Consider the following 24,446-nt stretch of genomic DNA (forward strand, 5'->3'; position numbering starts at 1 on the left):
CATCCGTCGGGCGCAGCATTTCGGGGAAGTAAACGATGAAGATGCGACGACTTTTAGGCGCAGGTGCCGTGCTGGCGCTTGCGATGAGTTCCAGTTTCGCCAACGCTGAAAAACAGACCCTGAACATCGGTTACGTTGACGGCTGGTCCGACAGCGTTGCGACCACCCATGTGGCGGCCGAAGTGATCAAGCAGAAACTCGGTTACGACGTGAAGCTGCAAGCCGTCGCCACCGGGATCATGTGGCAAGGCGTGGCGACCGGTAAGCTCGACGCCATGCTGTCGGCCTGGCTGCCGGTGACCCACGGCGATTACTGGACCAAGAACAAGGATCAGGTCGTCGATTACGGCCCGAACTTCAAGGATGCAAAAATCGGCCTGATCGTGCCGGAGTACGTCAAAGCCAAATCGATTGAAGACCTGAAAACCGATGACACCTTCAAAAACCGCATCGTCGGCATCGATGCCGGTTCAGGCGTGATGCTCAAGACCGATCAGGCGATCAAGGATTACGGTCTCGACAAGTACAGCCTCAAGGCCAGTTCCGGCGCCGGCATGATTGCCGAGCTGACCCGCGCCGAGAAGAAAAACGAGTCCATCGCCGTCACCGGTTGGGTGCCGCACTGGATGTTCGCCAAGTGGAAACTGCGCTTCCTCGACGACCCGAAAGGTGTGTATGGCCAGGCTGAAACCGTCAACAGCATCGGCAGCAAAGGCCTCGAAGCCAAGGCCCCGGAAGTGGCGAAATTCCTGAAGAACTTCCAGTGGGCGTCGAAAGACGAAATCGGCGAAGTCATGCTGGCGATCCAGGATGGTGCCAAGCCTGATGCAGCGGCCAAGGACTGGGTGGCCAAACACCCGGATCGCGTAGCCGACTGGACCAAATAACCGCTTCACCGCAATTCCCTGTAGGAGTGAGCCTGCTCGCGATGGCGTCCCGTCAGTTGATAGAAATGTCGACTGACACGACGCCATCGCGAGCAGGCTCACTCCTACAGTTGTTTTGGGTTTACCGGATAATGGCAAATACGTCATGGCCATCTACTACTAAGGTCGTCTGGAACCTCTCTCGCAGCCGCATACATTAGCTACGTTCCAACAATAATCTGTGCTGCGAGGATAAAAACAATGAACGACAGCATTTACCTCTCGATTCAAAACAGTCCCCGATTCAAGGAGCTGGTCAAGAAAAGGGAACGATTCGCCTGGATTCTCTCGGCAATCATGCTTGGGCTGTACTCCGCATTCATCCTGCTGATCGCGTACGGGCCGCATGTGCTCGGGGCGAAACTCAGTCCGGAATCTTCGATTACCTGGGGCATCCCGATCGGTGTCGGCCTGATCCTTTCGGCCTTCGTCCTGACCGGCATCTACGTGCGCCGCGCCAATGGCGAGTTCGACGACCTGAACAATGCGATTCTCAAGGAGGCTCAGCAATGATCCGGCGTCTACTTGCTCTACTAAGCATTGCCGCGTTCGCGCCCGGCGCCTGGGCCGCTGATGCCCTGACCGGTGCCGTGGCCAAACAACCGCTGAACATCCCGGCGATCCTGATGTTCGTGGCTTTCGTCGGCGCGACGCTGTACATCACCTACTGGGCTTCGAAGAAAAACAACTCGGCCGCCGATTATTACGCGGCGGGCGGCAAGATCACCGGTTTCCAGAACGGTCTGGCGATTGCCGGTGACTACATGTCGGCGGCGTCCTTTTTGGGGATTTCCGCGCTGGTGTTCACCTCCGGCTACGATGGCCTGATCTACTCGATCGGCTTCCTGGTGGGCTGGCCGATCATTCTGTTCCTGATCGCCGAGCGTCTGCGGAACCTGGGTAAATACACCTTTGCCGATGTGGCGTCCTACCGCCTCGGGCAAACCCAGATTCGCACCCTGTCGGCCTGCGGTTCGCTGGTGGTGGTGGCGTTCTACCTGATCGCGCAAATGGTCGGTGCCGGCAAGCTGATCCAGCTGCTGTTCGGCCTTGATTACCACGTTGCGGTGATCCTGGTCGGTGTGCTGATGTGCATGTACGTGCTGTTCGGCGGCATGCTGGCGACCACTTGGGTGCAGATCATCAAGGCTGTGCTGCTGCTGTCCGGTGCCTCGTTCATGGCGCTGATGGTCATGAAGCACGTTGGCTTCGATTTCAACACGCTGTTCTCCGAAGCGATCAAGGTTCACGCCAAGGGCGAAGCGATCATGAGCCCGGGCGGTCTGGTCAAGGATCCGATTTCGGCGTTCTCGCTGGGTCTGGCGCTGATGTTCGGCACCGCTGGCCTGCCGCACATTCTGATGCGCTTCTTCACCGTGAGTGACGCGAAAGAAGCCCGCAAGAGCGTGCTCTACGCGACCGGTTTCATCGGTTATTTCTACATCCTGACCTTCATCATCGGCTTTGGCGCGATCCTGCTGGTCAGCACCAACCCTGCCTTTAAAGATGCAGCGGGCGCCTTGCTCGGTGGCAACAACATGGCGGCGGTGCACCTGGCCAACGCGGTCGGGGGCAGCATTTTCCTCGGCTTCATCTCGGCGGTAGCGTTCGCGACCATTCTCGCTGTGGTGGCTGGCCTGACGCTGGCGGGTGCTTCGGCGGTGTCTCATGACCTGTATGCCAGTGTGATCAAGAAGGGCAAGGCCAACGAGAAGGATGAGATTCGCGTGTCGAAGATCACCACCATCGCTCTGGCGGTGTTGGCGATCGGTCTGGGCATTCTGTTCGAAAGCCAGAACATTGCGTTCATGGTCGGCCTGGCGTTCTCGATCGCAGCCAGCTGCAACTTCCCGGTGCTGCTGCTTTCGATGTACTGGAAGAAGTTGACCACGCGCGGTGCGATGATTGGCGGCTGGTTGGGGTTGATCAGTGCGGTCGGCTTGATGATTCTTGGCCCGACCATTTGGGTGCAGATTCTGCATCATGAGAAGGCGATCTTCCCTTACGAGTACCCGGCGCTGTTTTCGATGATCATTGCCTTTATCGGGATCTGGTTCTTCTCGATCACTGACAAGTCGGCGGCGGCGGACAACGAGCGGGCGCTGTTCTTCCCGCAGTTTGTGCGTTCGCAGACTGGGTTGGGGGCGAGTGGGGCGGTTTCGCACTAAAGAGCGGTTTTTAGCTGCAAGCTGCAAGCTGTAAGCTGTAAGCTGTAAGCTGTAAGAGAGTGCCCTGATCGAGAGATTGGGGCATTTTTTTGTGGGCGGTTATTGGTTGTTTTGGTGTATATCCGTTGCTGCGGTAACGGCTGCTTAGGGTTTCGCCCTTACGGCGACTCACTTTTTTTACAAACGCCTAAAAAAAGTAAGCAAAAAAACGCTTGCTCCTACGTACGGCCCTCGCAGGCTCGGGTCCCTTCGCTCCGGGATCGATCCGGGCGCAGCGGCTACGGTTTGCTGCGCTGCACCTCCTTCCGCTGTGTCTGGCTGCGCCAGACGGTCGCTGCGCTCCCACCCCCGGATCAATCCCTCCACTCAGCCTTCCGACGTCGCCGGTGACGCAAGATCAAAAGCACTCGAGCTAACGCTCATTGTATTGAGTGGTTAGAAGCGTTGCGGTTGGCTTTGGATTTGTGGTGTGGCTGCCCCTCACCCCAGCCCTCTCCCCGAGGAGAGGGAGCCGATTTCGGTTGGTTTCGAAACTTTGCATTCGACTCGGTATCGCAGGTTGGCGTATCTCTCGCATCCACCGCGGTCAGTCCCCTCTCCCTCCGGGAGAGGGCTAGGGTGAGGGGCTTTTGATTTTGCTCTTGCTCTCGCTCTTGCTCTTGCTCTTGATCTTTTGCCCCTTCGGCAGGCTGAGTGAAGGGATTGATCCGGGCGTGGGAGCGTAGCGACCGTACGACGAAGTCGTACACAGCGGAAGGAGGTGCAGCGAAGCAAACCGTAGCCGCTGCGCCCGGATCGATTCCGTAACGAAGGAACCCCGAGCCCCAGCGAGGGGCCGAACGCCGGGGCAAAGCCTTTTGCTTACTTTTCGCTGGGCCGGCACTCCGGCGTCTGGAAAAGTGAGTCGCTGTAAGAGCGAAACCGCCAGCGGCAACACCCGCAGCAAGGGATATGCCAACCCCCCCCAAACAAAAACGGCCTCTATATAAGAGGCCGTTCCTGACACACCACTAAACCATCAAAACCTTACTTACGGTCTTCCAGCTTAACGATGTCACGCGACTCATAACCCGTGTACAGCTGGCGCGGACGGCCAATCTTGTACGGGCTGGAGAGCATTTCCTTCCAGTGCGAAATCCAGCCAACAGTACGTGCCAGGGCGAAGATCACGGTGAACATGCTGGTCGGAATGCCGATCGCCTTGAGGATGATCCCCGAGTAGAAGTCGACGTTCGGGTACAGCGAGCGTTCGATGAAGTACGGGTCGGTCAGGGCGATCTCTTCCAGGCGCATGGCCAGTTCGAGTTGCGGATCGTTGTTGATGCCCAGTTCCTTCAATACTTCGTCGCAGGTCTGCTTCATTACAGTCGCGCGAGGGTCGCGGTTCTTGTAGACGCGGTGACCGAAGCCCATCAGCTTGAACGGATCGTTCTTGTCCTTGGCCTTGGCGATGAATTTGTCGATGTTCGAGACATCGCCGATTTCATCGAGCATGGTCAGTACGGCTTCGTTCGCACCGCCGTGGGCAGGGCCCCACAGTGCGGCGATACCGGCGGCGATACAGGCGAACGGGTTGGCACCCGAAGAACCGGCCAGACGCACGGTGGAGGTCGACGCGTTCTGCTCGTGGTCGGCGTGGAGGATGAAGATCCGGTCCATGGCCTTGGCAAGCACCGGGCTGATCGGTTTGATCTCGCACGGAGTGTTGAACATCATGTGCAGGAAGTTTTCCGCGTACGTCAGGTCGTTGCGCGGGTACATCATGGGTTGGCCCATGGAGTACTTGTAAACCATCGCTGCCAGGGTTGGCATCTTCGCAACCAGACGGATCGCGGAGATTTCGCGATGCTGCGGGTTATTGATGTCCAGAGAGTCGTGGTAGAAAGCCGAGAGGGCGCCGACTACACCGCACATGACGGCCATCGGGTGGGCGTCGCGACGGAAACCGTTGAAGAAGGTTTTCAGCTGCTCGTGAACCATGGTGTGGTTTTTCACGGTGCTGACGAACTGGGCCTTCTGTTCTGCCGTCGGCAATTCGCCGTTGAGCAGCAGGTAGCAGGTTTCCAGGTAGTCCGACTTTTCAGCCAGCTGTTCGATCGGGTAGCCGCGGTGCAGCAGAATGCCGTTGTCGCCGTCGATATAGGTGATTTTCGACTCGCACGAGGCGGTCGACATGAAACCCGGGTCGAACGTGAAGCGGCCCGTGGCCGTCAGGCTCCGAACATCGATTACATCGGGACCAACGGTGCCGGTTAAAATGGGCAGCTCGACGGGGGCTGCGCCCTCGATGATCAACTGCGCTTTTTTGTCAGCCATGTGGCCTCCTATTTATGCTTGAACCATCAGACAGACCCCCCACGCAGGGCCCGCACCACTATAGTGAGATAAATTCGAATGTCAATTTGCCTAAAGTCTTGCTCCAGAAGGCTTTAAGCGCACTTTTTCCTCGAAATTGACTGCCATTTACGCCTTTTATGCGACTTGTGCAATCCGCTATTGGGGGTAGGTGAACGCGTTGTCATTAGTAGCCTAACTGTCTATACTCGGCCACCGACCGCCAAGGGCTTTTGGGCTTGCTTTCATTGGGGGTCGCATCCCTGGGTGGTGGTTACCTGACCAGTGCACTCCCCAACAACTTTGCCCTGATTGTTAGGGGCTCTTCAGTGTGAAAAAAAAGCCGTGAAAAGCCAACGACCTGTAAACCTAGACCTAAGGACCATCAAACTCCCAGTCACTGCTTACACGTCCATTCTTCACCGTATCTCCGGTGTCATCCTCTTCGTGTGCCTTGCCATCATGCTTTATGCATTGGACAAGTCGCTGAGCTCCGAGGAAGGCTTCGGTCAGGTGAAAGCGTGTCTGACCAGTCCGCTAGCCAAGCTAGTGATTTGGGGCATCCTGTCCGCTCTGCTGTATCACCTGGTAGCCGGTGTGCGCCACTTGATCATGGACATGGGCATCGGTGAGACGCTGGAAGGCGGCAAACTGGGCTCGAAAATCGTTATCGCCGTTTCCGTGGTGGTAATCGTTCTGGCAGGAGTCTGGATATGGTAACTAACGTCACTAACCTGTCGCGTTCGGGCCTCTATGACTGGATGGCGCAACGTGTGTCTGCGGTCGTTCTCGCGGCTTACTTCATTTTCCTGATCGGATACATCGTCGCCAACCCTGGCCTCGAGTATGCCCAGTGGCATGAACTGTTCGCCCACAACGGAATGCGTATTTTCAGCCTGCTGGCCCTTGTTGCTCTGGGCGCTCACGCCTGGGTCGGCATGTGGACCATCGCGACCGACTACCTGACGCCAATGGCGTTCGGCAAGTCCGCAACGGCAATACGTTTCCTTTTCCAGGCAGTTTGCGGCGTTGCGATGTTCGCTTACTTCGTCTGGGGTGTGCAGATTCTCTGGGGTATCTGAGTCATGGCTAACATTCCAACGATTTCTTTCGACGCCATCATTATTGGTGGTGGCGGTGCCGGCATGCGCGCTGCGCTGCAGCTGGCACAGGGCGGGCACAAGACTGCGGTGATCACCAAGGTCTTCCCGACCCGTTCGCACACTGTTTCCGCCCAGGGCGGCATCACCTGCGCCATCGCGTCCGCTGATCCGAACGATGACTGGCGCTGGCACATGTACGATACCGTCAAGGGTTCCGACTACATCGGTGACCAGGACGCGATCGAATACATGTGTCAGGAAGGCCCGGCTGCGGTGTTCGAGCTGGACCACATGGGTCTGCCGTTCTCGCGTACCGAGCAAGGCCGTATCTACCAGCGTCCGTTCGGCGGTCAGTCCAAGGACTATGGCAAGGGCGGTCAGGCTGCACGTACTTGCGCCGCTTCCGACCGTACCGGTCACGCGCTGCTGCACACCCTTTATCAGGGCAACCTGAAAGCCGGCACCACGTTCCTCAACGAGTACTACGCTGTCGATCTGGTGAAAAACCAGGAAGGCGAGTTCGTGGGTGTGATCGCGATCTGCATCGAAACCGGCGAAACTTCGTACATCCGCGCCAAGGCCACCGTTCTGGCCACTGGCGGTGCAGGCCGTATCTACGCCTCCACCACCAATGCCCTGATCAACACCGGTGACGGCGTTGGCATGGCCCTGCGTGCCGGCGTGCCGGTGCAGGACATCGAAATGTGGCAGTTCCACCCGACCGGCATCGCCGGCGCCGGTGTACTGGTGACCGAAGGTTGCCGTGGTGAAGGTGGATACCTGATCAACAAGCACGGCGAGCGTTTCATGGAGCGTTATGCTCCGAACGCCAAAGACCTTGCCGGTCGTGACGTGGTTGCCCGTTCGATGGTTAAAGAAATCATCGCCGGCAACGGCTGCGGTCCGAATGGCGACCACGTAATGCTCAAACTCGACCACCTGGGCGAGGAAGTGCTGCACAGCCGTCTGCCAGGCATCTGCGAACTGTCGAAGACGTTTGCACACGTTGACCCTGTGGTTGCGCCGGTTCCGGTTGTTCCGACCTGCCACTACATGATGGGCGGCGTTGCCACCAACATTCATGGCCAGGCGATCACCCAGAACGCCGAAGGTCAGGACCAGATCATTCCTGGCCTGTTCGCGGTCGGTGAAGTGGCTTGCGTATCGGTTCACGGTGCCAACCGTCTGGGCGGCAACTCGCTGCTCGACCTGGTGGTATTCGGTCGCGCTGCCGGCCTGCACCTGGAAAAGGCCCTGACCGACGGCATCGAATACGACGACGCTACCGAGTCTGACATCGAAGCTGCCCTGTCGCGCCTGAACGCACTGAACAACCGTACCGACGGTGAAGACGTTGCGACCCTGCGTCGCGAGCTGCAAAGCTGCATGCAGAACTACTTCGGCGTATTCCGTACTGGCGAATACATGCAGAAAGGCATCGCTCAGCTTGCTGACCTGCGTGCCCGCATCGCCAACGTGAAGATCAACGACAAGTCGCAGGCGTTCAACACTGCACGAATCGAAGCGCTGGAGCTGCAAAACCTGCTTGAGGTGGCTGAAGCTACCGCCATCGCGGCCGAAGTACGTAAAGAGTCCCGCGGCGCGCACGCTCGTGAAGACTTTGAAGACCGTGACGACGAAAACTGGCTGTGCCACACCCTGTACTTCCCGGGTGACAAGCGCGTCACCAAGCGTGCCGTCAACTTCTCGCCGAAGACTGTTCCGACTTTCGAACCTAAAGTCCGGACTTATTAAGGGGTGACCGCCATGTTGCAAGTCAGTGTTTATCGCTACAACCCTGATCAGGACGCTGCGCCGTTCATGCAGGATTTCCAGGTCGATACCGGTGGTAAAGACCTGATGGTGCTCGACGTGCTGGCCCTGATCAAAGAGCAGGACGAAGGTTTCTCCTATCGTCGCTCTTGCCGTGAAGGCGTCTGCGGCTCCGACGGCATGAACATCAACGGCAAGAACGGCCTGGCGTGCATCACGCCGCTGTCCGCCGTTGTAAAAGGTAACAAGTTGATCGTTCGCCCACTGCCAGGTCTGCCGGTTATCCGTGACCTGGTCGTCGATATGAGCATCTTCTACAAGCAATACGAGAAGGTGAAGCCTTACCTGCAGAACGACACGCCGGCTCCGGCCATCGAACGTCTGCAGTCGCCGGAAGAACGTGAAAAGCTCGACGGTCTGTACGAGTGCATCCTGTGCGCCTGCTGCTCGACTTCGTGCCCGTCGTTCTGGTGGAACCCTGACAAGTTCCTCGGTCCTGCTGCACTGCTGCAAGCCTACCGCTTCCTGGCCGACAGCCGTGACACCAAGACCAGCGAGCGTCTGGCTTCGCTCGATGACCCGTTCAGCGTTTTCCGCTGCCGGGGCATCATGAACTGCGTCAACGTATGTCCGAAAGGCCTGAACCCGACTAAGGCCATCGGTCACATCCGTAACATGTTGCTTTCGAGCGGCGTGTGATTCAGCTGCTGTAACGTTGCACCGTAGAGGCTGTGGCGCGGGCTTCAACCCGCGTCATGGCTATAACCAGAGCAGTAGCCACAAGCTGCCGCTCTTATTTTGAAGAAATGAGACAAGCAGGGGCATCCGGGCTGGTACCCGGACTATCAGTGTGATCCTAAGTGGCTTGTTTTAGTCGCTGCATTCGGACTTCTGCAAGTTTGCTCGGTGTCGACGCCGATGGTGTTCCCCTAACCGAGGGTGACCAAGCATGCAAGAAAGCGTGATGCAGCGCATGTGGAACAGCGCCTACCTTTCAGGTGGAAACGCTGCCTATGTGGAAGAGCTTTATGAGCTCTACCTGCACGACCCTAACGCTGTGCCAGAAGAGTGGCGCACCTACTTTCAGAAGTTGCCAGCCGACGGCAACTCTGCCACTGATGTTTCGCACTCCACGATTCGCGATCATTTCGTACTGCTGGCAAAGAACCAGCGCCGCGCCCAACCGGTTTCCGCCGGCAGCGTGAGCAGTGAGCACGAGAAGAAGCAAGTTGAAGTGTTGCGATTGATCCAGGCCTACCGTATGCGTGGCCACCAGGCAGCCCAGCTTGACCCGCTGGGACTGTGGCAGCGTCCTGCACCTGCAGACCTGTCGATCAATCATTACGGCTTGACCAATGCCGATCTTGATACGACCTTCCGTGCCGGCGACCTGTTCATCGGCAAAGAGGAAGCGAGCCTACGCGAAATTCACGAAGCGTTGCAGCAGACATATTGCCGCACCATCGGCGCTGAATTCACGCACATCACCGATTCCGAGCAGCGCCAGTGGTTCCAGCAGCGTCTGGAAAGCGTGCGTGGTCGTCCGACGTACTCCGCCGACATCAAGAGCCACCTGCTTGAGCGCGTGACCGCCGGTGAAGGCCTGGAAAAATACCTCGGTACCAAATACCCGGGCACCAAGCGTTTCGGTCTGGAAGGCGGCGAAAGCCTGATTCCGATGCTCGACGAACTGATCCAGCGTTCCGGCTCGTACGGCACCAAGGAAGTCGTCATCGGCATGGCCCACCGTGGCCGTCTGAACGTGCTGGTCAACACCTTCGGCAAAAACCCGCGCGAGCTGTTCGACGAGTTCGAAGGCAAGAAGAAGGTCGAGCTGGGTTCCGGTGACGTGAAATATCACCAGGGCTTCTCGTCCAACGTGATGACCGCCGGCGGTGAAGTTCACCTGGCCATGGCGTTCAACCCGTCCCACCTGGAAATCGTTTCTCCGGTGGTCGAAGGTTCGGTGCGTGCCCGTCAGGACCGTCGTAACGACGCGACCGGCGAGAAAGTGCTGCCGATCTCCATCCACGGTGACGCGGCATTCGCCGGTCAGGGCGTGGTCATGGAAACCTTCCAGATGTCGCAGACCCGCGGTTTCAAGACCGGCGGTACCGTGCACATCGTGATCAACAACCAGGTGGGTTTCACCATCAGCAACCCGCTGGACTCGCGCTCCACCGAGTACGCCACCGACGTTGCCAAGATGATCCAGGCGCCGATCCTCCATGTAAATGGCGATGATCCGGAAGCCGTGCTGTTCGTGACTCAGCTCGCCATCGACTACCGCATGCAGTTCAAGCGTGACGTGGTGATTGATCTGGTCTGCTACCGTCGTCGCGGCCACAACGAGGCCGACGAGCCAAGCGGCACCCAGCCACTGATGTATCAGCAGATCACCAAGCAGCGCACTACCCGTGAGCTGTACGCCGATCGTCTGACCCAGGCCGGTGTCCTCGACGCTGAACGTGTTCAGGCCAAGGTCGACGAATACCGCAACGCGCTTGACAACGGTCTGCACGTGGTGAAATCGCTGGTCAAAGAGCCGAACAAAGAGCTGTTCGTCGACTGGCGTCCGTATCTGGGCCACGCCTGGACTGCGCGTCATGACACGCGTTTCGATCTGAAAACCCTGCAAGAGCTGTCCGCCAAGCTGCTGGAAATCCCGGAAGGCTTCGTGGTTCAGCGTCAGGTCGCGAAGATCTACGAAGACCGTCAGAAGATGCAAGCCGGCGGCCTGCCGATCAACTGGGGTTACGCCGAAACCATGGCGTACGCGACCCTGGCGTTCGAAGGTCACCCGATTCGCATGACCGGTCAGGACATCGGCCGCGGTACGTTCTCGCACCGTCACGCTGTGCTGCACAACCAGAAAGACGCGGGCACCTACATTCCGCTGCAGAACCTGTACGACGGTCAGCCACGCTTCGACCTGTACGACTCGTTCCTCTCGGAAGAAGCGGTACTGGCCTTCGAATATGGCTACTCGACCACCACGCCAAACGCGCTGGTGATCTGGGAAGCCCAGTTCGGCGACTTCGCCAACGGTGCGCAGGTCGTGATCGACCAGTTCATCACCAGCGGTGAGCACAAGTGGGGCCGTCTCTGCGGTCTGACCATGTTGCTGCCACACGGTTATGAAGGTCAGGGCCCTGAGCACAGCTCGGCACGTCTTGAGCGTTACCTGCAGCTGTGCGCCGAGCACAACATTCAGGTGTGCATGCCGACCACGCCGGCACAGATCTACCACTTGCTGCGCCGCCAGGTGATCCGCCCGCTGCGCAAGCCGCTGGTCGTGCTGACGCCGAAGTCGCTGCTGCGCCACAAGCTGGCCATCTCGACGCTGGAAGATCTGGCCGAAGGTTCGTTCCAGACCGTGATCCCGGAAATCGACGCACTGGACCCGAAAAAGGTCGAGCGCGTGGTTCTGTGCAGCGGCAAGGTCTACTACGACCTGCTGGAAAAACGCCGTGCCGAAGGCCGCGAAGATATCGCCATCGTGCGTATCGAGCAGCTGTATCCGTTCCCTGAGGACGACTTGAAGGAAGTCCTGGCTCCATACACCAACGTCAAGCATGCCGTGTGGTGTCAGGAAGAGCCGATGAACCAGGGTGCCTGGTACTGCAGCCAGCATCACTTGCGTCGCAGCGTCGCAAACCTCGACAAGACTCTCGTACTTGAGTACGCGGGCCGTGACGCTTCGGCTGCACCTGCTTGTGGTTACGCATCGATGCACGCCGAGCAGCAGGAAAAACTGCTGCAAGACGCGTTTACCGTTTAACGCCTTCGCGCTGACTGAAACCGAATTTTAAGGACCCACAGATAATGGCTATCGAAATCAAAGCCCCGTCATTCCCGGAATCGGTTGCCGATGGCACCGTTGCCACCTGGCACAAGAAACCAGGCGAGGCCGTCAAGCGTGACGACCTGATCGTCGACATCGAGACCGACAAGGTCGTGCTGGAAGTGTTGGCCGAAGCCGACGGCGTGCTGGGCGCAATCGTTGCCGAAGAGGGCGCTACCGTACTGTCGAACCAGGTCCTGGGCTCGATCGAAGAAGGCAGCGCTGCTGCCGCTGCTCCAGCCGCCGCCGCTGCTCCGGCCGCTACTGCCGCTGCCGCACCGGCTGCTGCCGATGGCGAAGACGACCCGATCGCGGCTCCCGCTGCACGCAAGCTGGCTGAAGAGAACGGCATCAACATCGCTTCCGTTGCCGGCACCGGCAAGGGCGGTCGTGTGACCAAGGAAGACGTGGTTGCTGCTGTTGCTGCGAAGAAAGCCGCTCCGGCTGCCGCGCCTGCCAAGGCTGCTGCTCCTTCGGCCGCTGCTCCAGTGTTCGCCGCTGGCGACCGCGTCGAGAAGCGCGTACCGATGACCCGCGTACGTGCCACCGTGGCCAAGCGTCTGGTTGAAGCACAGTCGAACATGGCCATGCTGACCACGTTCAACGAAGTCGACATGACCGAAGTCATGGCCCTGCGTTCGAAGTACAAGGACCTGTTCGAGAAGTCCCACAACGGCGTGCGACTGGGCTTCATGTCGTTCTTCGTCAAAGCAGCTACCGAGGCACTGAAGCGCTTCCCGGCTGTCAACGCATCGATCGACGGCGGCGACATCGTTTACCACGGCTACGCGGACATCGGCGTTGCCGTTTCCAGCGACCGTGGCCTGGTTGTTCCGGTTCTGCGTAACGCCGAGCTGATGAGCCTGGCGGAAATCGAAGGCGGCATCGCCACGTTCGGCAAGAAAGCCCGTGACGGCAAACTGTCGATGGACGAGATGACCGGTGGTACCTTCACCATCACCAACGGTGGTACCTTCGGTTCGATGATGTCGACGCCGATCGTCAACCCGCCGCAGGCAGCGATTCTGGGCATGCACAACATCATCCAGCGTCCTATGGCCATCAACGGTCAGGTCGTGATCCGTCCGATGATGTACCTGGCACTGTCCTACGATCACCGTCTGATCGATGGCAAAGAAGCTGTGACCTTCCTGGTGACCATCAAGAACCTGCTGGAAGATCCGGCTCGTCTGTTGCTGGATATCTAAGAAACAGCTGCAAGCTTTCAGCTACAAGCCTCAAGCTCAAGACGAGCCGGTGGGCTTGCAGCTTGAAGCTTGCGGCTTGTAGCTTTATTGCTAAAGAGGATTTTTTGAATGTCGCAGAAATTTGACGTAGTAGTGATCGGTGCTGGCCCTGGTGGCTACGTAGCCGCCATCAAGGCCGCGCAACTGGGCCTGAGCACTGCCTGCATCGAGAAGTACACCGACGCTGAAGGCAAGCAAGCCCTGGGCGGTACCTGCCTGAACGTGGGTTGCATTCCGTCCAAGGCACTGCTCGACAGCTCCTGGAAGTACAAGGAAGCGAAAGAAAGCTTCAATGTTCACGGTATCTCGACCGGCGAAGTCAAAATGGACGTCGCTGCGATGGTTGGCCGCAAGGCTGGCATCGTCAAGAACCTGACCGGCGGCGTTGCCACCCTGTTCAAGGCCAACGGCGTAACTTCGATCCAGGGCCACGGCAAACTGCTGGCTGGCAAGAAAGTCGAAGTCACCAAGCCGGACGGCTCGGTTGAAGTCATCGAAGCGGAAAACGTCATCCTCGCGCCAGGTTCGCGTCCGATCGACATTCCACCGGCTCCGGTTGACCAGAAAGTCATCGTCGATTCGACCGGTGCTCTGGAATTCCAGTCCGTACCTAAACGTCTGGGCGTGATCGGCGCTGGCGTGATCGGCCTGGAACTGGGTTCGGTATGGTCGCGTCTGGGTGCAGAAGTGACTGTGCTCGAAGCGCTGGACACCTTCCTGATGGCAGCGGACACCGCGGTTTCCAAGGAAGCGCTGAAAACCCTGACCAAACAGGGTCTGGACATCAAGCTGGGCGCTCGCGTGACCGGTTCGAAAGTCAACGGCGAAGAAGTCGTGGTGAACTACACCGACGCCAACGGCGAACAGACCATCACGTTCGACAAGCTGATCGTAGCCGTTGGTCGCCGCCCGGTGACCACTGATCTGCTCGCAGCCGACAGCGGCGTAGCCCTCGACGAGCGCGGTTTCATCGCCGTCGACGAGCACTGCGTAACCGCCGTACCGGGCGTATTCGCCATCGGTGACGTGGTTCGCGGCATGATGCTGGCGCACAAGGCGTCCGAAGAAGGCATCATGGTCGTCGAGCGCATCAAGGGCCACAAGGCTCAGATGAACTATGATTTGATCCCTTCGGTTATTTATACTCACCCGGAAATCGCGTGGGTTGGCAAAACCGAGCAGGCGCTGAAGGCCGAAGGCGTTGAAGTCAACGTCGGCACCTTCCCGTTCGCAGCTTCCGGCCGTGCCATGGCCGCCAACGATACCGGTGGTTTCGTCAAGGTCATCGCCGACGCCAAGACCGACCGCGTATTGGGTGTGCACGTGATTGGCCCGAGCGCTGCAGAACTGGTTCAACAGGGCGCAATCGGTATGGAATTCGGCACCAGCGCTGAAGACCTGGGCATGATGGTTTTCTCCCATCCAACCCTGTCCGAAGCCTTGCACGAAGCTGCTCTGGCAGTGAATGGCGGCGCCATCCACGTTGCCAACCGCAAGAAGCGTTAACTGAATAATAAGAAACCACGGCGGTAGCGGCCCGTCGTGAGCCTTGCGAGCAAGACTCACCGCGGAATGTCCGCCGGACGCAGTCTTGCGTAGCGCAGCTACGCAAGCAGCAGTCACAGGTGGCGCGGCACTCAAACGAGCGCAGCGCCGAATGCGCAGTACCTAACGAAGACGGTAAAAAGCATGAATCTTCACGAGTATCAGGGTAAGCAGCTGTTCGCTGAATACGGCCTGCCAGTTTCCACTGGTTACGCAGTAGACACCCCGGAAGCAGCAGCAGAAGCTTGCGACAAAATCGGCGGCAGCGAGTGGGTTGTCAAAGCCCAGGTCCACGCCGGTGGTCGCGGTAAAGCGGGCGGCGTCAAGCTGGTTCGCAGCAAAGAAGACGCCAAAGCCTTCGCACAGCAGTGGCTGGGCAAGCGTCTGGTGACTTACCAGACTGACGCCAACGGCCAGCCAGTCACCAAGATCCTGGTTGAATCGTGCACTGATATCGCTAAAGAGCTGTACCTGGGCGCTGTCGTTGACCGTTCGAGCCGTCGCATCGTGTTCATGGCTTCCACCGAAGGTGGCGTGGACATCGAGAAAATCGCTCACGACACACCAGAAAAAATTCTCAAGGCCACTATCGATCCACTGGTTGGCGCTCAGCCATCCCAGGGTCGCGAGCTGGCATTCCAGCTGGGTCTGGAAGGCAAGCAGGTCACTCAGTTCGCCAAGATCTTCGTAGGTCTGGCCAAACTGTTCAAAGACCACGACCTGGCTCTGCTGGAAGTGAACCCGCTGGTGATCAAGGCTGACGGCGATCTGCACTGCCTGGACGCGAAGATCAACATCGACGCCAACGCCATGTACCGTCAGCCCAAGCTGAAGGCATTCCACGATCCGTCGCAGGACGATCCGCGCGAAGCGCACGCTGCCAAGTTCGAACTGAACTACGTAGCACTGGAAGGCAACATCGGCTGCATGGTCAACGGTGCCGGTCTGGCCATGGGTACCATGGACATCGTCAACCTGCACGGCGGCAAGCCAGCCAACTTCCTCGACGTAGGCGGTGGTGCTACCAAAGAGCGCGTGACCGAAGCATTCAAGATCATCCTGTCCGACAGCAATGTCGCTGCAGTACTGGTCAACATCTTCGGCGGCATCGTTCGCTGCGACATGATTGCCGAAGGCATCATCGGCGCTGTGAAAGAAGTCGGCGTGAAAATCCCGGTTGTTGTTCGTCTTGAAGGCAACAACGCTGAACTGGGCGCTAAAGTACTGGCAGAAAGCGGTTTGAACATCATCGCTGCTACCAGCCTGACCGACGCTGCTCAACAAGTCGTTAAAGCTGCGGAGGGCAAGTAATGAGCGTCCTGATCAATAAAGACACCAAAGTCATCTGCCAGGGTTTCACCGGCGCGCAGGGTACTTTCCACTCCGAACAAGCCATTGCCTACGGCACTAAAATGGTTGGCGGCGTGACGCCGGGCAAGGGTGGTACCACTCACCTGAACCTGCCAGTGTTCAACACTGTGAAAGAAGCCGTAGAAGCCACTGGCGCCACCGCCAGCGTGATCTACGTACCGGCTCCTTTCTGCAAGGACTCGATCCTGGAAGCGGCATTCGGCGGCATCAAGCTGATCGTGTGCATCACCGAAGGCATTCCTACCCTGGACATGCTGGACGCCAAGGTCAAGTGCGACGAGCTGGGCGTAGTCCTGATCGGCCCTAACTGCCCAGGCGTGATCACCCCAGGCGAATGCAAGATCGGCATCATGCCAGGTCACATTCACTTGCCAGGCAAGGTCGGTATCGTTTCGCGTTCCGGCACCCTGACCTACGAAGCTGTGAAGCAGACCACTGACGCCGGTTTCGGTCAGTCGACTTGCGTCGGCATCGGTGGTGACCCGATCCCGGGTTCGAACTTCATCGACATCCTGAAGCTGTTCCAGGAAGACCCGCAGACCGAAGCGATCGTGATGATCGGTGAAATCGGCGGTTCGGCTGAAGAAGAAGCGGCGGCCTACATCAAGGCTAACGTGACCAAGCCGGTTGTTTCCTACATCGCAGGTGTGACTGCTCCTCCGGGCAAGCGCATGGGCCATGCTGGTGCAATCATCTCTGGCGGCAAAGGCACTGCAGACGAAAAATTCGCTGCTCTGCAAGATGCAGGCGTGAAAACCGTGCGTTCGCTGGCAGACATCGGCAAGGCCCTGGCCGAGCTGACTGGCTGGGAAGTGAAGAAGTAAGCTTCGGCTGACTTTTTAGCTCCAGCAACAAAGGCCACCTTCGGGTGGCCTTTGTCGTTTCAGCGCAGCGGCAAGCTGCAAGCTACAAGCTCGAAACTTGCAGCTTGCGGCTGCTTTTCTTATGTAAACGCGACACGGAAACGTCGTGTATCGGATAGTTCGCCCTCTAACAGTGCGTTTTCGTGCCGGATTCGTTAGGCTGGCGGCCATTTTGCAGTGCGTCGCCCACAAGGCAGCCACGCAGCTTCACAGGTCAGTCCCATACGGATCGACAGCATTTCCCTAATCCCACAGGGCAATCCCCCTCTAAATTCCGATTTCAGTAGTGTGGTATTACCTTAATGAAAGTTTTGAAAGGTCAGGACATCCTGGCACTTGGTTTTATGACGTTTGCCCTGTTCGTAGGGGCCGGTAACATCATTTTCCCGCCGATCGTCGGCTTGCAGGCCGGACCTCACGTCTGGATGGCTGCACTGGGCTTTCTGATCACCGCAGTCGGTCTGCCGGTGATTACTGTTGTTGCGCTGGCCAAGGTCGGTGGTGCGATGGATGCGTTGAGCAGCCCGATCGGCAAGATCGCCGGTGGCATTCTTGCGGCGGCCTGCTATCTGGCAGTCGGTCCGTTGTTCGCCACACCGCGAACCGCGACGGTGTCGTTCGAAGTGGGTCTGGCGCCACTGACCGGCGAAAGCCCGTTGGCGCTGTTCCTGTACAGCTCGGTGTACTTCCTGCTGGTGTTCTTCATTTCCCTGTACCCGGGGCGTTTGCTGGACACCGTTGGCCGTTTCCTCGCGCCGCTGAAGATCATTGCGCTCGCGGTACTCGGTATCGCCGCGTTCGCCTTGCCGGCCGGTGATATCGGCCACGGCACGCCCGAGTATGTTGCCGCGCCGTTCTCCCAGGGCTTCATCAATGGTTACCTGACCATGGATACCCTTGGTGCACTGGTGTTCGGCATCGTCATCGTCAACGCGATCCGCTCCCGTGGTGTCGAGTCGCCCAAGCTGATCACCCGTTACGCGATCATCGCCGGGCTGATTGCCGGTGTCGGTCTGGCGCTGGTGTATGTCAGCCTCTTCCGTCTTGGTTCCGGCAGCCATGAAGTAGCGGTCGGTGCGACCAACGGCGCGGCGGTCTTGCACGCTTATGTGCAACACACTTTTGGCTCGCTGGGCAGCGGTTTCCTCGCCGTGCTGATTTCGCTGGCGTGTCTGGTGACTGCGGTCGGCCTGACTTGCGCCTGTGCCGAATACTTCAGCCGCGTGTTGCCGCTGTCGTACAAGACGCTGGTGATCATCCTCGCGGCGTTCTCGCTGCTGGTGTCCAACTTGGGCCTGACCAAACTGATCGCCTTCTCGATCCCGGTACTGACCGCGATCTACCCGCCGTGCATCGTGCTGGTGGCGCTGAGCTTCTGCAAAGACTTCTGGCATGAACATGGCCGCATTCTCGGCCCGGTGATGCTGGTGTCGTTTGTCTTTGGCAGCATCGACGCGCTGAAAGGCGCCGGTCTGGCTGACTGGCTGCCAACCCAGCTCAGCCACCTGCCGCTGAGCGAGCAGGGGCTGGCCTGGCTGGTGCCGTGCGTGATGACGCTGGTGGTTGCTGTGGTGTGCGATCGCCTGCTGGGCAAGCGCAGCGAAGCGGTTGCCTGACCTGTTCTGATCCGCCACAAGCGGATCCCGCAGGATTAAACGGAAATGCCCCGTATCAATCGATACGGGGCATTTTTTATGCGCAGGAGGCAGTGTCTTTTTGGCTGAGCTAACGTCGAAGGGTTGCGTCGCTTTTATGCAGGAGTGAGCCTGCTCGCGATAGCGGTGTGTCAGTCACCGTTAAAGTTGTCTGACACACCGCTATCGCGAGCAGGCTCACTCCTACAGGTACAGCATCTATATTCACAGGGATTTGCATGTCGTTCATCCAAGCCAATCTGATCCATCTGCTCGCCGCGCTCTGGTTTGTCATCTGCTGGGGCGGTTACACCCGTTACGCCACCTGGAAGGCCCGCGACACGGCATGTCTGGCCAGCGTGTTGCACCTGTATCGCGAGGACTGGATGCGCCGCATGCTGCTGCGTGACAACCGTATTGCCGACGCCAGTGTGATTGGCAACCTGGAACGCAACGCCTCGTTCTTCGCCTCCAGCACGTTGATTATTCTCGCGGGCATTCTCACCGTGCTCGGTGCGTCCGACCGGGCTGTGTCGCTGTTGGCGGACATTCCCATGGTCCAGCAGGCGTCGCAGGGCATGTCGGAAATCAAGTTGCTGTGCCTGGCGCTGGTGTTCGTCTATGCCTTCTTTACGTTCAGTTGGTGCATGCGCCAGTACAACTTTGCGGCGATTCTGGTCGGCTCGGCGCCGATGGTCGGTGAGCGGCATGTTTCCGAGCAAGAGCGCAAAGCCTTCGCCTCACGTGCGGCACGGGTGATTTCGATGGCGGCCAACCAGTTCAACTTCGGTTTGCGCTCTTACTACTTCGGCATGAGCATGCTGGCCTGGTTCGTCAGCCCGTGGCTGTTCATGTTGATGAGCGCGGGTGTGGTCGTGGTGTTGTATCGCCGCGAATTTCATTCCGACGTGCTCGATGTCATGGTCTATACCCCTACCGAGGCACCTGTGCCCGAAACCAATAAAGAGGCCGCTTGATGAGTATTCCGTTCTGGTGTGTGTTTATCAGCGCATTGCTGATTTATATAGCGCGTATGCCCGTGGGCAAGGCAATGAAAGAGCAGGGCGGGTATGACAATCACCTGCCGCGCCAGCAACAGGCGCAACTGACCGGTTACGGCGCACGCGCACTGGCGGCGCATCAGAACAGTATCGAAGCGTTCATTTTGTTCGCGGTCGGTGTACTGATGGCGCACACCACGCAAACGGCGGGATGGCTGATCGATGCGCTGGCGATCATCTTCGTGATCGCGCGGGTTCTGTACTTGTGGTTCTACCTGGCGGATCTGCCGAAGTTGCGCAGTCTGGTCTGGCTGGTCGGCTTAGTGTCTTCGTTGTTGCTGATGATTAGTCCGACTTTCAGGACGGTTCTGTTGTAAACGGCCATCGCACCAAATCCCGGACAAAAGAAAACCCGCACTTGGCGGGTTTTCTTTTACTGCGTCAAAAGCGCTTTATTGCTTCTTGGCAGCTTCGTCTTGTGCGGCAGCGTTCGATTCAGCCTGAGCTTTGGCAGCTTCGGCGTTTTCTTTCGCAGCGTCGTTCACTTTATCCTGAGCTTTGTTCATGTCCTGCTGAGCTTGCTCAGCGTGCTGGTTGGCATCTTGAGCTTTGTCCTCGGATTTTTTATCGCAGGCAGCGAGACCGAGGGAAGCGGTCAACATCAAGGCAATAGCTAAAGTCTTACGCATGGGGTGTTTCTCCTTATGGAAAATAACTACTGGCCTTAAGAACTCGGGGCTGCGGGTTAAGTTCCTCATTTGTTTCAGATATATAAGTTTGTTTTATCACGGAACTTTTGCCGCTTTTCTCACTACTGGCAAAAGGCTTTAATGCGAGTAATGAGCAAATGGCTGAAAACAGCGTTTTTGAGCGTGCGACACGGTTCCTCTCGGCGTTGCGCCACTGTCAAGTGCTGGGGTTAAAGGTGCAGAGCGCCTCCAGCGAAGGCCTGACGGTGATCCTGCCCTACAGTGCGCAGATCGTCGGTAACCCGCAAACCGGGGTGATTCATGGCGGCGCGATTACCTCGCTGATGGACACGGCCTGCGGCATGTCGACCTTGTGCGTGCTGCCGGAATTCGAAGTCTGCCCGACCCTCGATCTGCGCATCGATTACATGCACGCCGCCGAGCCGCATAAAGATGTCTATGGCTTTGCCCAGTGCTACCGGGTCACCACTGACGTGATTTTTGCCCGCGGATTCGCCTACCAGGACGATCCCGAGCAACCCATTGCCCACGTTGTCGGCACGTTCATGCGGATGGGCAAGGCGCTCAAAGGCACCCAAGGCTTTGGCGGCGCTATCAAGGGAGTCAAGCCGTGAGCGGTGATCTCAAGCAGCAATTGCAGCTGGCCCATGCGCAAGGCGACTATGCGCCGTTGCTGAAGCTGATCCCCTACGCCGGCCTGATCGGCATCGAGTGCTCGCGGGTAGGCGATGAGCTGCTGTTCAAGCTGCCGGCGAACAAGGACAACATTGGTAACCCTTTATTGCCGGCGATCCATGGCGGGGTGATTGCCGGGTTCATGGAGCTGGCGGCCGCCCTGCATCTGCTGATTTTCACCGGCGCCCCGGGCGTGCCGAAGATCATCGACTTTTCCCTCGACTACCTGCGCGCCGGGCAGTTTCGCGACACATGGGCCAAATGCCAGGTCTGTCGGCAGGGGCGTCGGGTCGCCAATGTGGCGATCACTGCCTGGCAAACCACCGAGGCTGAACCGATTGCCACCGCTCGCGCGCACTTCAAAATCGATGAACCCTTGAAATCCTGAACGGCGCCCCAAACTCAGATGACAACCCGCCGCCGACCATTCGGGTCACGGCCACTGCCATCTGATTGGAGTTTGATGACCATGAGTGTGGAAACTCAAAAGGAAACCCTGGGCTTCCAGACCGAGGTAAAGCAGCTGCTGCACCTCATGATCCATTCGCTGTATTCGAACAAGGAAATCTTCCTGCGCGAATTGATCTCGAACGCCTCTGACGCTGTCGACAAGCTGCGCTTCGAAGCGCTGGCCAAGCCAGAGTTGCTCGAGGGCGGCGCTGACCTGAAAATCCGTGTGAGCTTCGACAAGGACGCCAAGACCGTCACTCTCGAAGACAACGGTATCGGCATGAACCGTGACGATGTGATCACCCACCTGGGGACCATCGCCAAGTCCGGCACTGCCGATTTCATGAAAAACCTGTCCGGCGATCAGAAGAAGGATTCGCACCTGATCGGTCAGTTCGGTGTGGGTTTCTACTCCGCGTTCATCGTTGCCGACAAGGTTGACGTCTACAGCCGTCGCGCCGGCACTGCTGCCAGCGAAGGCGTGCACTGGTCGTCGAAAGGCGAGGGCGAGTTCGAAGTCGCCAACATCGACAAGCCAGAGCGCGGTACCCGCATCGTCCTGCATCTGAAATCCGGTGAAGATGAGTTCGCCGATGGCTGGCGTCTGCGCAACATCATCAAAAAGTATTCCGACCACATCGCGCTGCCGATCGAGCTGCCGAAAGAAGTCACCGCGGCTGAAGGCGAAGAGGCTCCTGCCGTCGAGTGGGAAACTGTCAACCGCGCCAGTGCCCTGTGGACCCGTCCGCGCACTGAAGTGAAGGACGAGGAATACCAGGAGTTCTACAAGCACATCGCGCATGACTTCGAGAATCCACTGTCGTGGAGTCACAACAAGGTCGAAGGCAAGCTCGAGTACAGCTCGCTGCTCTACGTGCCGGCCCGCGCCCCGTTCGATCTGTACCAGCGTGAAGCGCCAAAAGGGCTGAAGCTGTACGTGCAGCGTGTGTTTGTCATGGATCAGGCCGAGTCGTTCCTGCCGCTGTACCTGCGCTTCATCAAAGGTGTGGTCGATTCCAACGATCTGTCGCTGAACGTGTCGCGTGAAATCCTGCAGAAAGACCCGATCATCGATTCGATGAAGACTGCGCTGACCAAGCGCGTACTGGACATGCTGGAAAAACTGGCGAAGAACGAGCCAGAGCAATACAAGGGCTTCTGGAAAAACTTCGGTCAGGTCATGAAAGAAGGCCCGGCAGAAGATTTCGCCAACAAAGAGAAAATTGCCGGTCTGCTGCGCTTCGCATCGACTCAGGGTGACGACGGCGAGCAGATCGTCGGTCTGGCCGACTACCTGGCCCGCGCCAAGGAAGGTCAGGACAAGATCTACTACCTCACCGGCGAGACCTACGCGCAGGTCAAGAACAGCCCGCACCTGGAAGTCTTCCGCAAGAAAGGCATCGAAGTGCTGCTGCTGACCGACCGCATTGACGAGTGGCTGATGAGCTACCTCAGCGAGTTCGACGGCAAGACCTTCGTCGACGTGGCACGCGGTGACCTCGATCTGGGCAATCTGGACTCGGAAGAGGACAAGAAGGCTGCAGAAGAAGTCGCCAAGTCCAAGGAAGGTCTGGTCGAGCGCCTGAAGACCGCGCTGGGCGAGTCCGTTGCGGAAGTTCGTGTGTCGCATCGCCTGACGGATTCGCCAGCCATTCTGGCCATTGGCGAGCAGGACCTGGGGCTGCAAATGCGCCAGATCCTCGAGGCGAGCGGGCAAAAGGTGCCGGATTCGAAGCCGATCTTCGAATTCAACCCGAACCACCCGCTGATCGAGAAACTCGATGGCGAGCAGAACGAAGAGCGTTTCGGCGACCTGTCGCACATTCTCTTCGATCAGGCCGCGCTGGCTGCTGGCGACAGCTTGAAAGACCCGGCCGCTTATGTGCGCCGTCTGAACAAGCTGCTGGTTGAACTGTCGGTTTGATCACGTTGTAGGAAAAACCCGCTTCGGCGGGTTTTTTCATTCTGGTGTTTAACGAATCAGGAGTCAGAAATGAGCCAAGTCACTGTACGTTCCGTGATCTACCAGATTGACGGCCAGCCTTATGAAGGTCGTTTGGCCTTCGATGCCGAGCACAAGGGGGCGCTGCCGGGTTTGTTGATGGCGCCCAACTGGATGGGCGTCAGCGCCGGTGCCGAAGACATCGCCAAAGCGGTAGCTGCCAAGGGTTATGTGGTATTGATCGCTGACGTCTACGGTCAAAGCGTACGTCCACAGAATGCCGATCAGGCGCTGGCGGCGATGATGCCACTCAAGGACGACCGCGCTCTGCTGCGCAAACGTCTGCAAGTGGCTTTCGAGCAGTTGCAGAGCCAAGGTGAAGCGGCGGTCGATACGTCGAAACTGGCGGTGTTCGGTTTCTGTTTTGGCGGCTGCTGTGCACTGGATCTGGCCCGCACTGGCGCGCCGGTGAAAGCGGCGGTGTCATTCCACGGCACGCTTGACTCGCCGAACCCGGCGGATGCGCAGAACATCAAGGGCTCGGTGCTGGTGCTGCACGGTGCGTCCGATCCGCTGGTGCCGAAAGAGCAATTGCCAGCGTTTGAAGACGAAATGAACGCCGCCGGCGTGGACTGGCAGTTGCTCAGCTACGGCGGTGCGGTGCACTCGTTTACCGACCCGCATGCGAACGTGCCGGGCAAGATGATGTACGACGAGAAGACCGCGAAGCGCGCGTTCAAAGCGATGCATGATTTGCTGGATGAAGTGTTCAAGGGTTGAAGCCTGAAGAGCTAAAAGCCCCTCATCGGAACGCCGCCCGCCTAGCCCTCTCCCAAAGGGAGAGGGGGCTGATTGGGGGA

At 58.3% G+C, this 24,446-nt stretch carries 21 protein-coding genes; 19 read left to right on the forward strand and 2 right to left on the reverse strand.

Features of this window, described 5'->3' with window-relative positions:
* Nucleotides 1-35: 35 nt before the first annotated feature.
* The 3 genes from BLU52_RS06390 (at nucleotide 36) to BLU52_RS06400 (ending at nucleotide 3,094) form a co-directional block, all read left to right on the forward strand.
* A complete protein-coding gene (locus BLU52_RS06390) occupies nucleotides 36-887 on the forward strand; it encodes a glycine betaine ABC transporter substrate-binding protein (protein WP_090282411.1) in 852 nt (283 codons plus the stop codon).
* Nucleotides 888-1,127: 240 nt separating this feature from the next.
* On the forward strand, nucleotides 1,128-1,439 hold the full coding sequence (locus BLU52_RS06395) for a DUF485 domain-containing protein (RefSeq protein ID WP_090282412.1): 312 nt from the start codon (nucleotides 1,128-1,130) through the stop codon (nucleotides 1,437-1,439).
* Entirely contained in the window at nucleotides 1,436-3,094 is a 1,659-nt protein-coding gene (locus BLU52_RS06400; protein WP_039763646.1) for a cation acetate symporter, read from the forward strand. The genes BLU52_RS06395 and BLU52_RS06400 overlap by 4 nt, the downstream gene beginning before the upstream one ends.
* 1,026 nt (nucleotides 3,095-4,120) lie before the next feature.
* Here the strand turns inward: BLU52_RS06400 and gltA are convergent.
* Nucleotides 4,121-5,410, reverse strand: a complete 1,290-nt coding sequence (gltA, locus tag BLU52_RS06405) for a citrate synthase (protein WP_090282413.1) — start codon at nucleotides 5,408-5,410, stop codon at nucleotides 4,121-4,123.
* Between the two features lie 363 nt (nucleotides 5,411-5,773).
* Between gltA and sdhC the strand changes: the two genes are divergently transcribed.
* The 12 genes from sdhC (at nucleotide 5,774) to BLU52_RS06465 (ending at nucleotide 20,186) form a co-directional block, all read left to right on the forward strand.
* Entirely contained in the window at nucleotides 5,774-6,148 is a 375-nt protein-coding gene (gene sdhC / locus BLU52_RS06410; RefSeq protein ID WP_016773673.1) for a succinate dehydrogenase, cytochrome b556 subunit, read from the forward strand.
* Entirely contained in the window at nucleotides 6,142-6,510 is a 369-nt protein-coding gene (sdhD, locus tag BLU52_RS06415; RefSeq protein WP_008049683.1) for a succinate dehydrogenase, hydrophobic membrane anchor protein, read from the forward strand. The genes sdhC and sdhD overlap by 7 nt, the downstream gene beginning before the upstream one ends.
* A gap of 3 nt (nucleotides 6,511-6,513) precedes the next feature.
* Nucleotides 6,514-8,286 carry a succinate dehydrogenase flavoprotein subunit gene (gene sdhA, locus BLU52_RS06420; protein ID WP_042607585.1) on the forward strand — a complete coding sequence of 591 codons (1,773 nt, stop codon included), beginning with the start codon at nucleotides 6,514-6,516 and terminating at the stop codon, nucleotides 8,284-8,286.
* 12 nt (nucleotides 8,287-8,298) lie between these two features.
* Nucleotides 8,299-9,003 (forward strand): succinate dehydrogenase iron-sulfur subunit, encoded by a 705-nt coding sequence (locus BLU52_RS06425; RefSeq protein WP_016773675.1) that lies wholly within the window; start codon nucleotides 8,299-8,301, stop codon nucleotides 9,001-9,003.
* Nucleotides 9,004-9,253: 250 nt separating this feature from the next.
* Nucleotides 9,254-12,085 carry a 2-oxoglutarate dehydrogenase E1 component gene (locus BLU52_RS06430; RefSeq protein WP_090282414.1) on the forward strand — a complete coding sequence of 944 codons (2,832 nt, stop codon included), beginning with the start codon at nucleotides 9,254-9,256 and terminating at the stop codon, nucleotides 12,083-12,085.
* A 44-nt stretch (nucleotides 12,086-12,129) separates the two neighbouring features.
* Complete coding sequence (odhB, locus tag BLU52_RS06435) at nucleotides 12,130-13,356, forward strand: 2-oxoglutarate dehydrogenase complex dihydrolipoyllysine-residue succinyltransferase (RefSeq protein WP_090282415.1); 1,227 nt, start codon at nucleotides 12,130-12,132, stop codon at nucleotides 13,354-13,356.
* A gap of 108 nt (nucleotides 13,357-13,464) precedes the next feature.
* Nucleotides 13,465-14,901: a dihydrolipoyl dehydrogenase gene (gene lpdA / locus BLU52_RS06440; RefSeq protein ID WP_090282416.1), complete on the forward strand. Its 1,437-nt coding sequence runs from the start codon at nucleotides 13,465-13,467 to the stop codon at nucleotides 14,899-14,901.
* Between the two features lie 183 nt (nucleotides 14,902-15,084).
* Complete coding sequence (gene sucC, locus BLU52_RS06445) at nucleotides 15,085-16,251, forward strand: ADP-forming succinate--CoA ligase subunit beta (RefSeq protein ID WP_090282417.1); 1,167 nt, start codon at nucleotides 15,085-15,087, stop codon at nucleotides 16,249-16,251.
* Nucleotides 16,251-17,135 carry a succinate--CoA ligase subunit alpha gene (sucD, locus tag BLU52_RS06450; protein WP_090282418.1) on the forward strand — a complete coding sequence of 295 codons (885 nt, stop codon included), beginning with the start codon at nucleotides 16,251-16,253 and terminating at the stop codon, nucleotides 17,133-17,135. The genes sucC and sucD overlap by 1 nt, the downstream gene beginning before the upstream one ends.
* A 341-nt stretch (nucleotides 17,136-17,476) precedes the next feature.
* Nucleotides 17,477-18,790, forward strand: coding sequence for a branched-chain amino acid transport system II carrier protein (gene brnQ / locus BLU52_RS06455; RefSeq protein ID WP_090282419.1), 1,314 nt, complete (start codon nucleotides 17,477-17,479; stop codon nucleotides 18,788-18,790).
* Between the two features lie 257 nt (nucleotides 18,791-19,047).
* Nucleotides 19,048-19,785: a DUF599 domain-containing protein gene (locus BLU52_RS06460; RefSeq protein ID WP_090282420.1), complete on the forward strand. Its 738-nt coding sequence runs from the start codon at nucleotides 19,048-19,050 to the stop codon at nucleotides 19,783-19,785.
* Entirely contained in the window at nucleotides 19,785-20,186 is a 402-nt protein-coding gene (locus tag BLU52_RS06465; protein WP_090282421.1) for an MAPEG family protein, read from the forward strand. Before BLU52_RS06460 ends, BLU52_RS06465 begins: the two co-directional genes overlap by 1 nt.
* 75 nt (nucleotides 20,187-20,261) lie before the next feature.
* On the opposite strand, the gene BLU52_RS06470 is transcribed toward BLU52_RS06465, so the two are convergent.
* A complete protein-coding gene (locus tag BLU52_RS06470; RefSeq protein WP_008082962.1) occupies nucleotides 20,262-20,498 on the reverse strand; it encodes a hypothetical protein in 237 nt (78 codons plus the stop codon).
* A gap of 158 nt (nucleotides 20,499-20,656) precedes the next feature.
* On the opposite strand from BLU52_RS06470, the gene BLU52_RS06475 reads away from it, so the two are divergent.
* The 4 genes from BLU52_RS06475 (at nucleotide 20,657) to BLU52_RS06490 (ending at nucleotide 24,366) form a co-directional block, all read left to right on the forward strand.
* Nucleotides 20,657-21,133: a PaaI family thioesterase gene (locus BLU52_RS06475; protein WP_090282422.1), complete on the forward strand. Its 477-nt coding sequence runs from the start codon at nucleotides 20,657-20,659 to the stop codon at nucleotides 21,131-21,133.
* A complete protein-coding gene (locus BLU52_RS06480; RefSeq protein WP_090282423.1) occupies nucleotides 21,130-21,582 on the forward strand; it encodes a PaaI family thioesterase in 453 nt (150 codons plus the stop codon). The genes BLU52_RS06475 and BLU52_RS06480 overlap by 4 nt, the downstream gene beginning before the upstream one ends.
* Before the next feature lie 81 nt (nucleotides 21,583-21,663).
* A complete protein-coding gene (gene htpG, locus BLU52_RS06485; RefSeq protein WP_090288451.1) occupies nucleotides 21,664-23,568 on the forward strand; it encodes a molecular chaperone HtpG in 1,905 nt (634 codons plus the stop codon).
* Nucleotides 23,569-23,637: 69 nt separating this feature from the next.
* On the forward strand, nucleotides 23,638-24,366 hold the full coding sequence (locus BLU52_RS06490) for a dienelactone hydrolase family protein (protein ID WP_090282424.1): 729 nt from the start codon (nucleotides 23,638-23,640) through the stop codon (nucleotides 24,364-24,366).
* Nucleotides 24,367-24,446: the final 80 nt, after the last annotated feature.

The sequence above is a fragment of the Pseudomonas granadensis genome (assembly GCF_900105485.1).
Classification (GTDB): domain Bacteria; phylum Pseudomonadota; class Gammaproteobacteria; order Pseudomonadales; family Pseudomonadaceae; genus Aquipseudomonas; species Aquipseudomonas granadensis.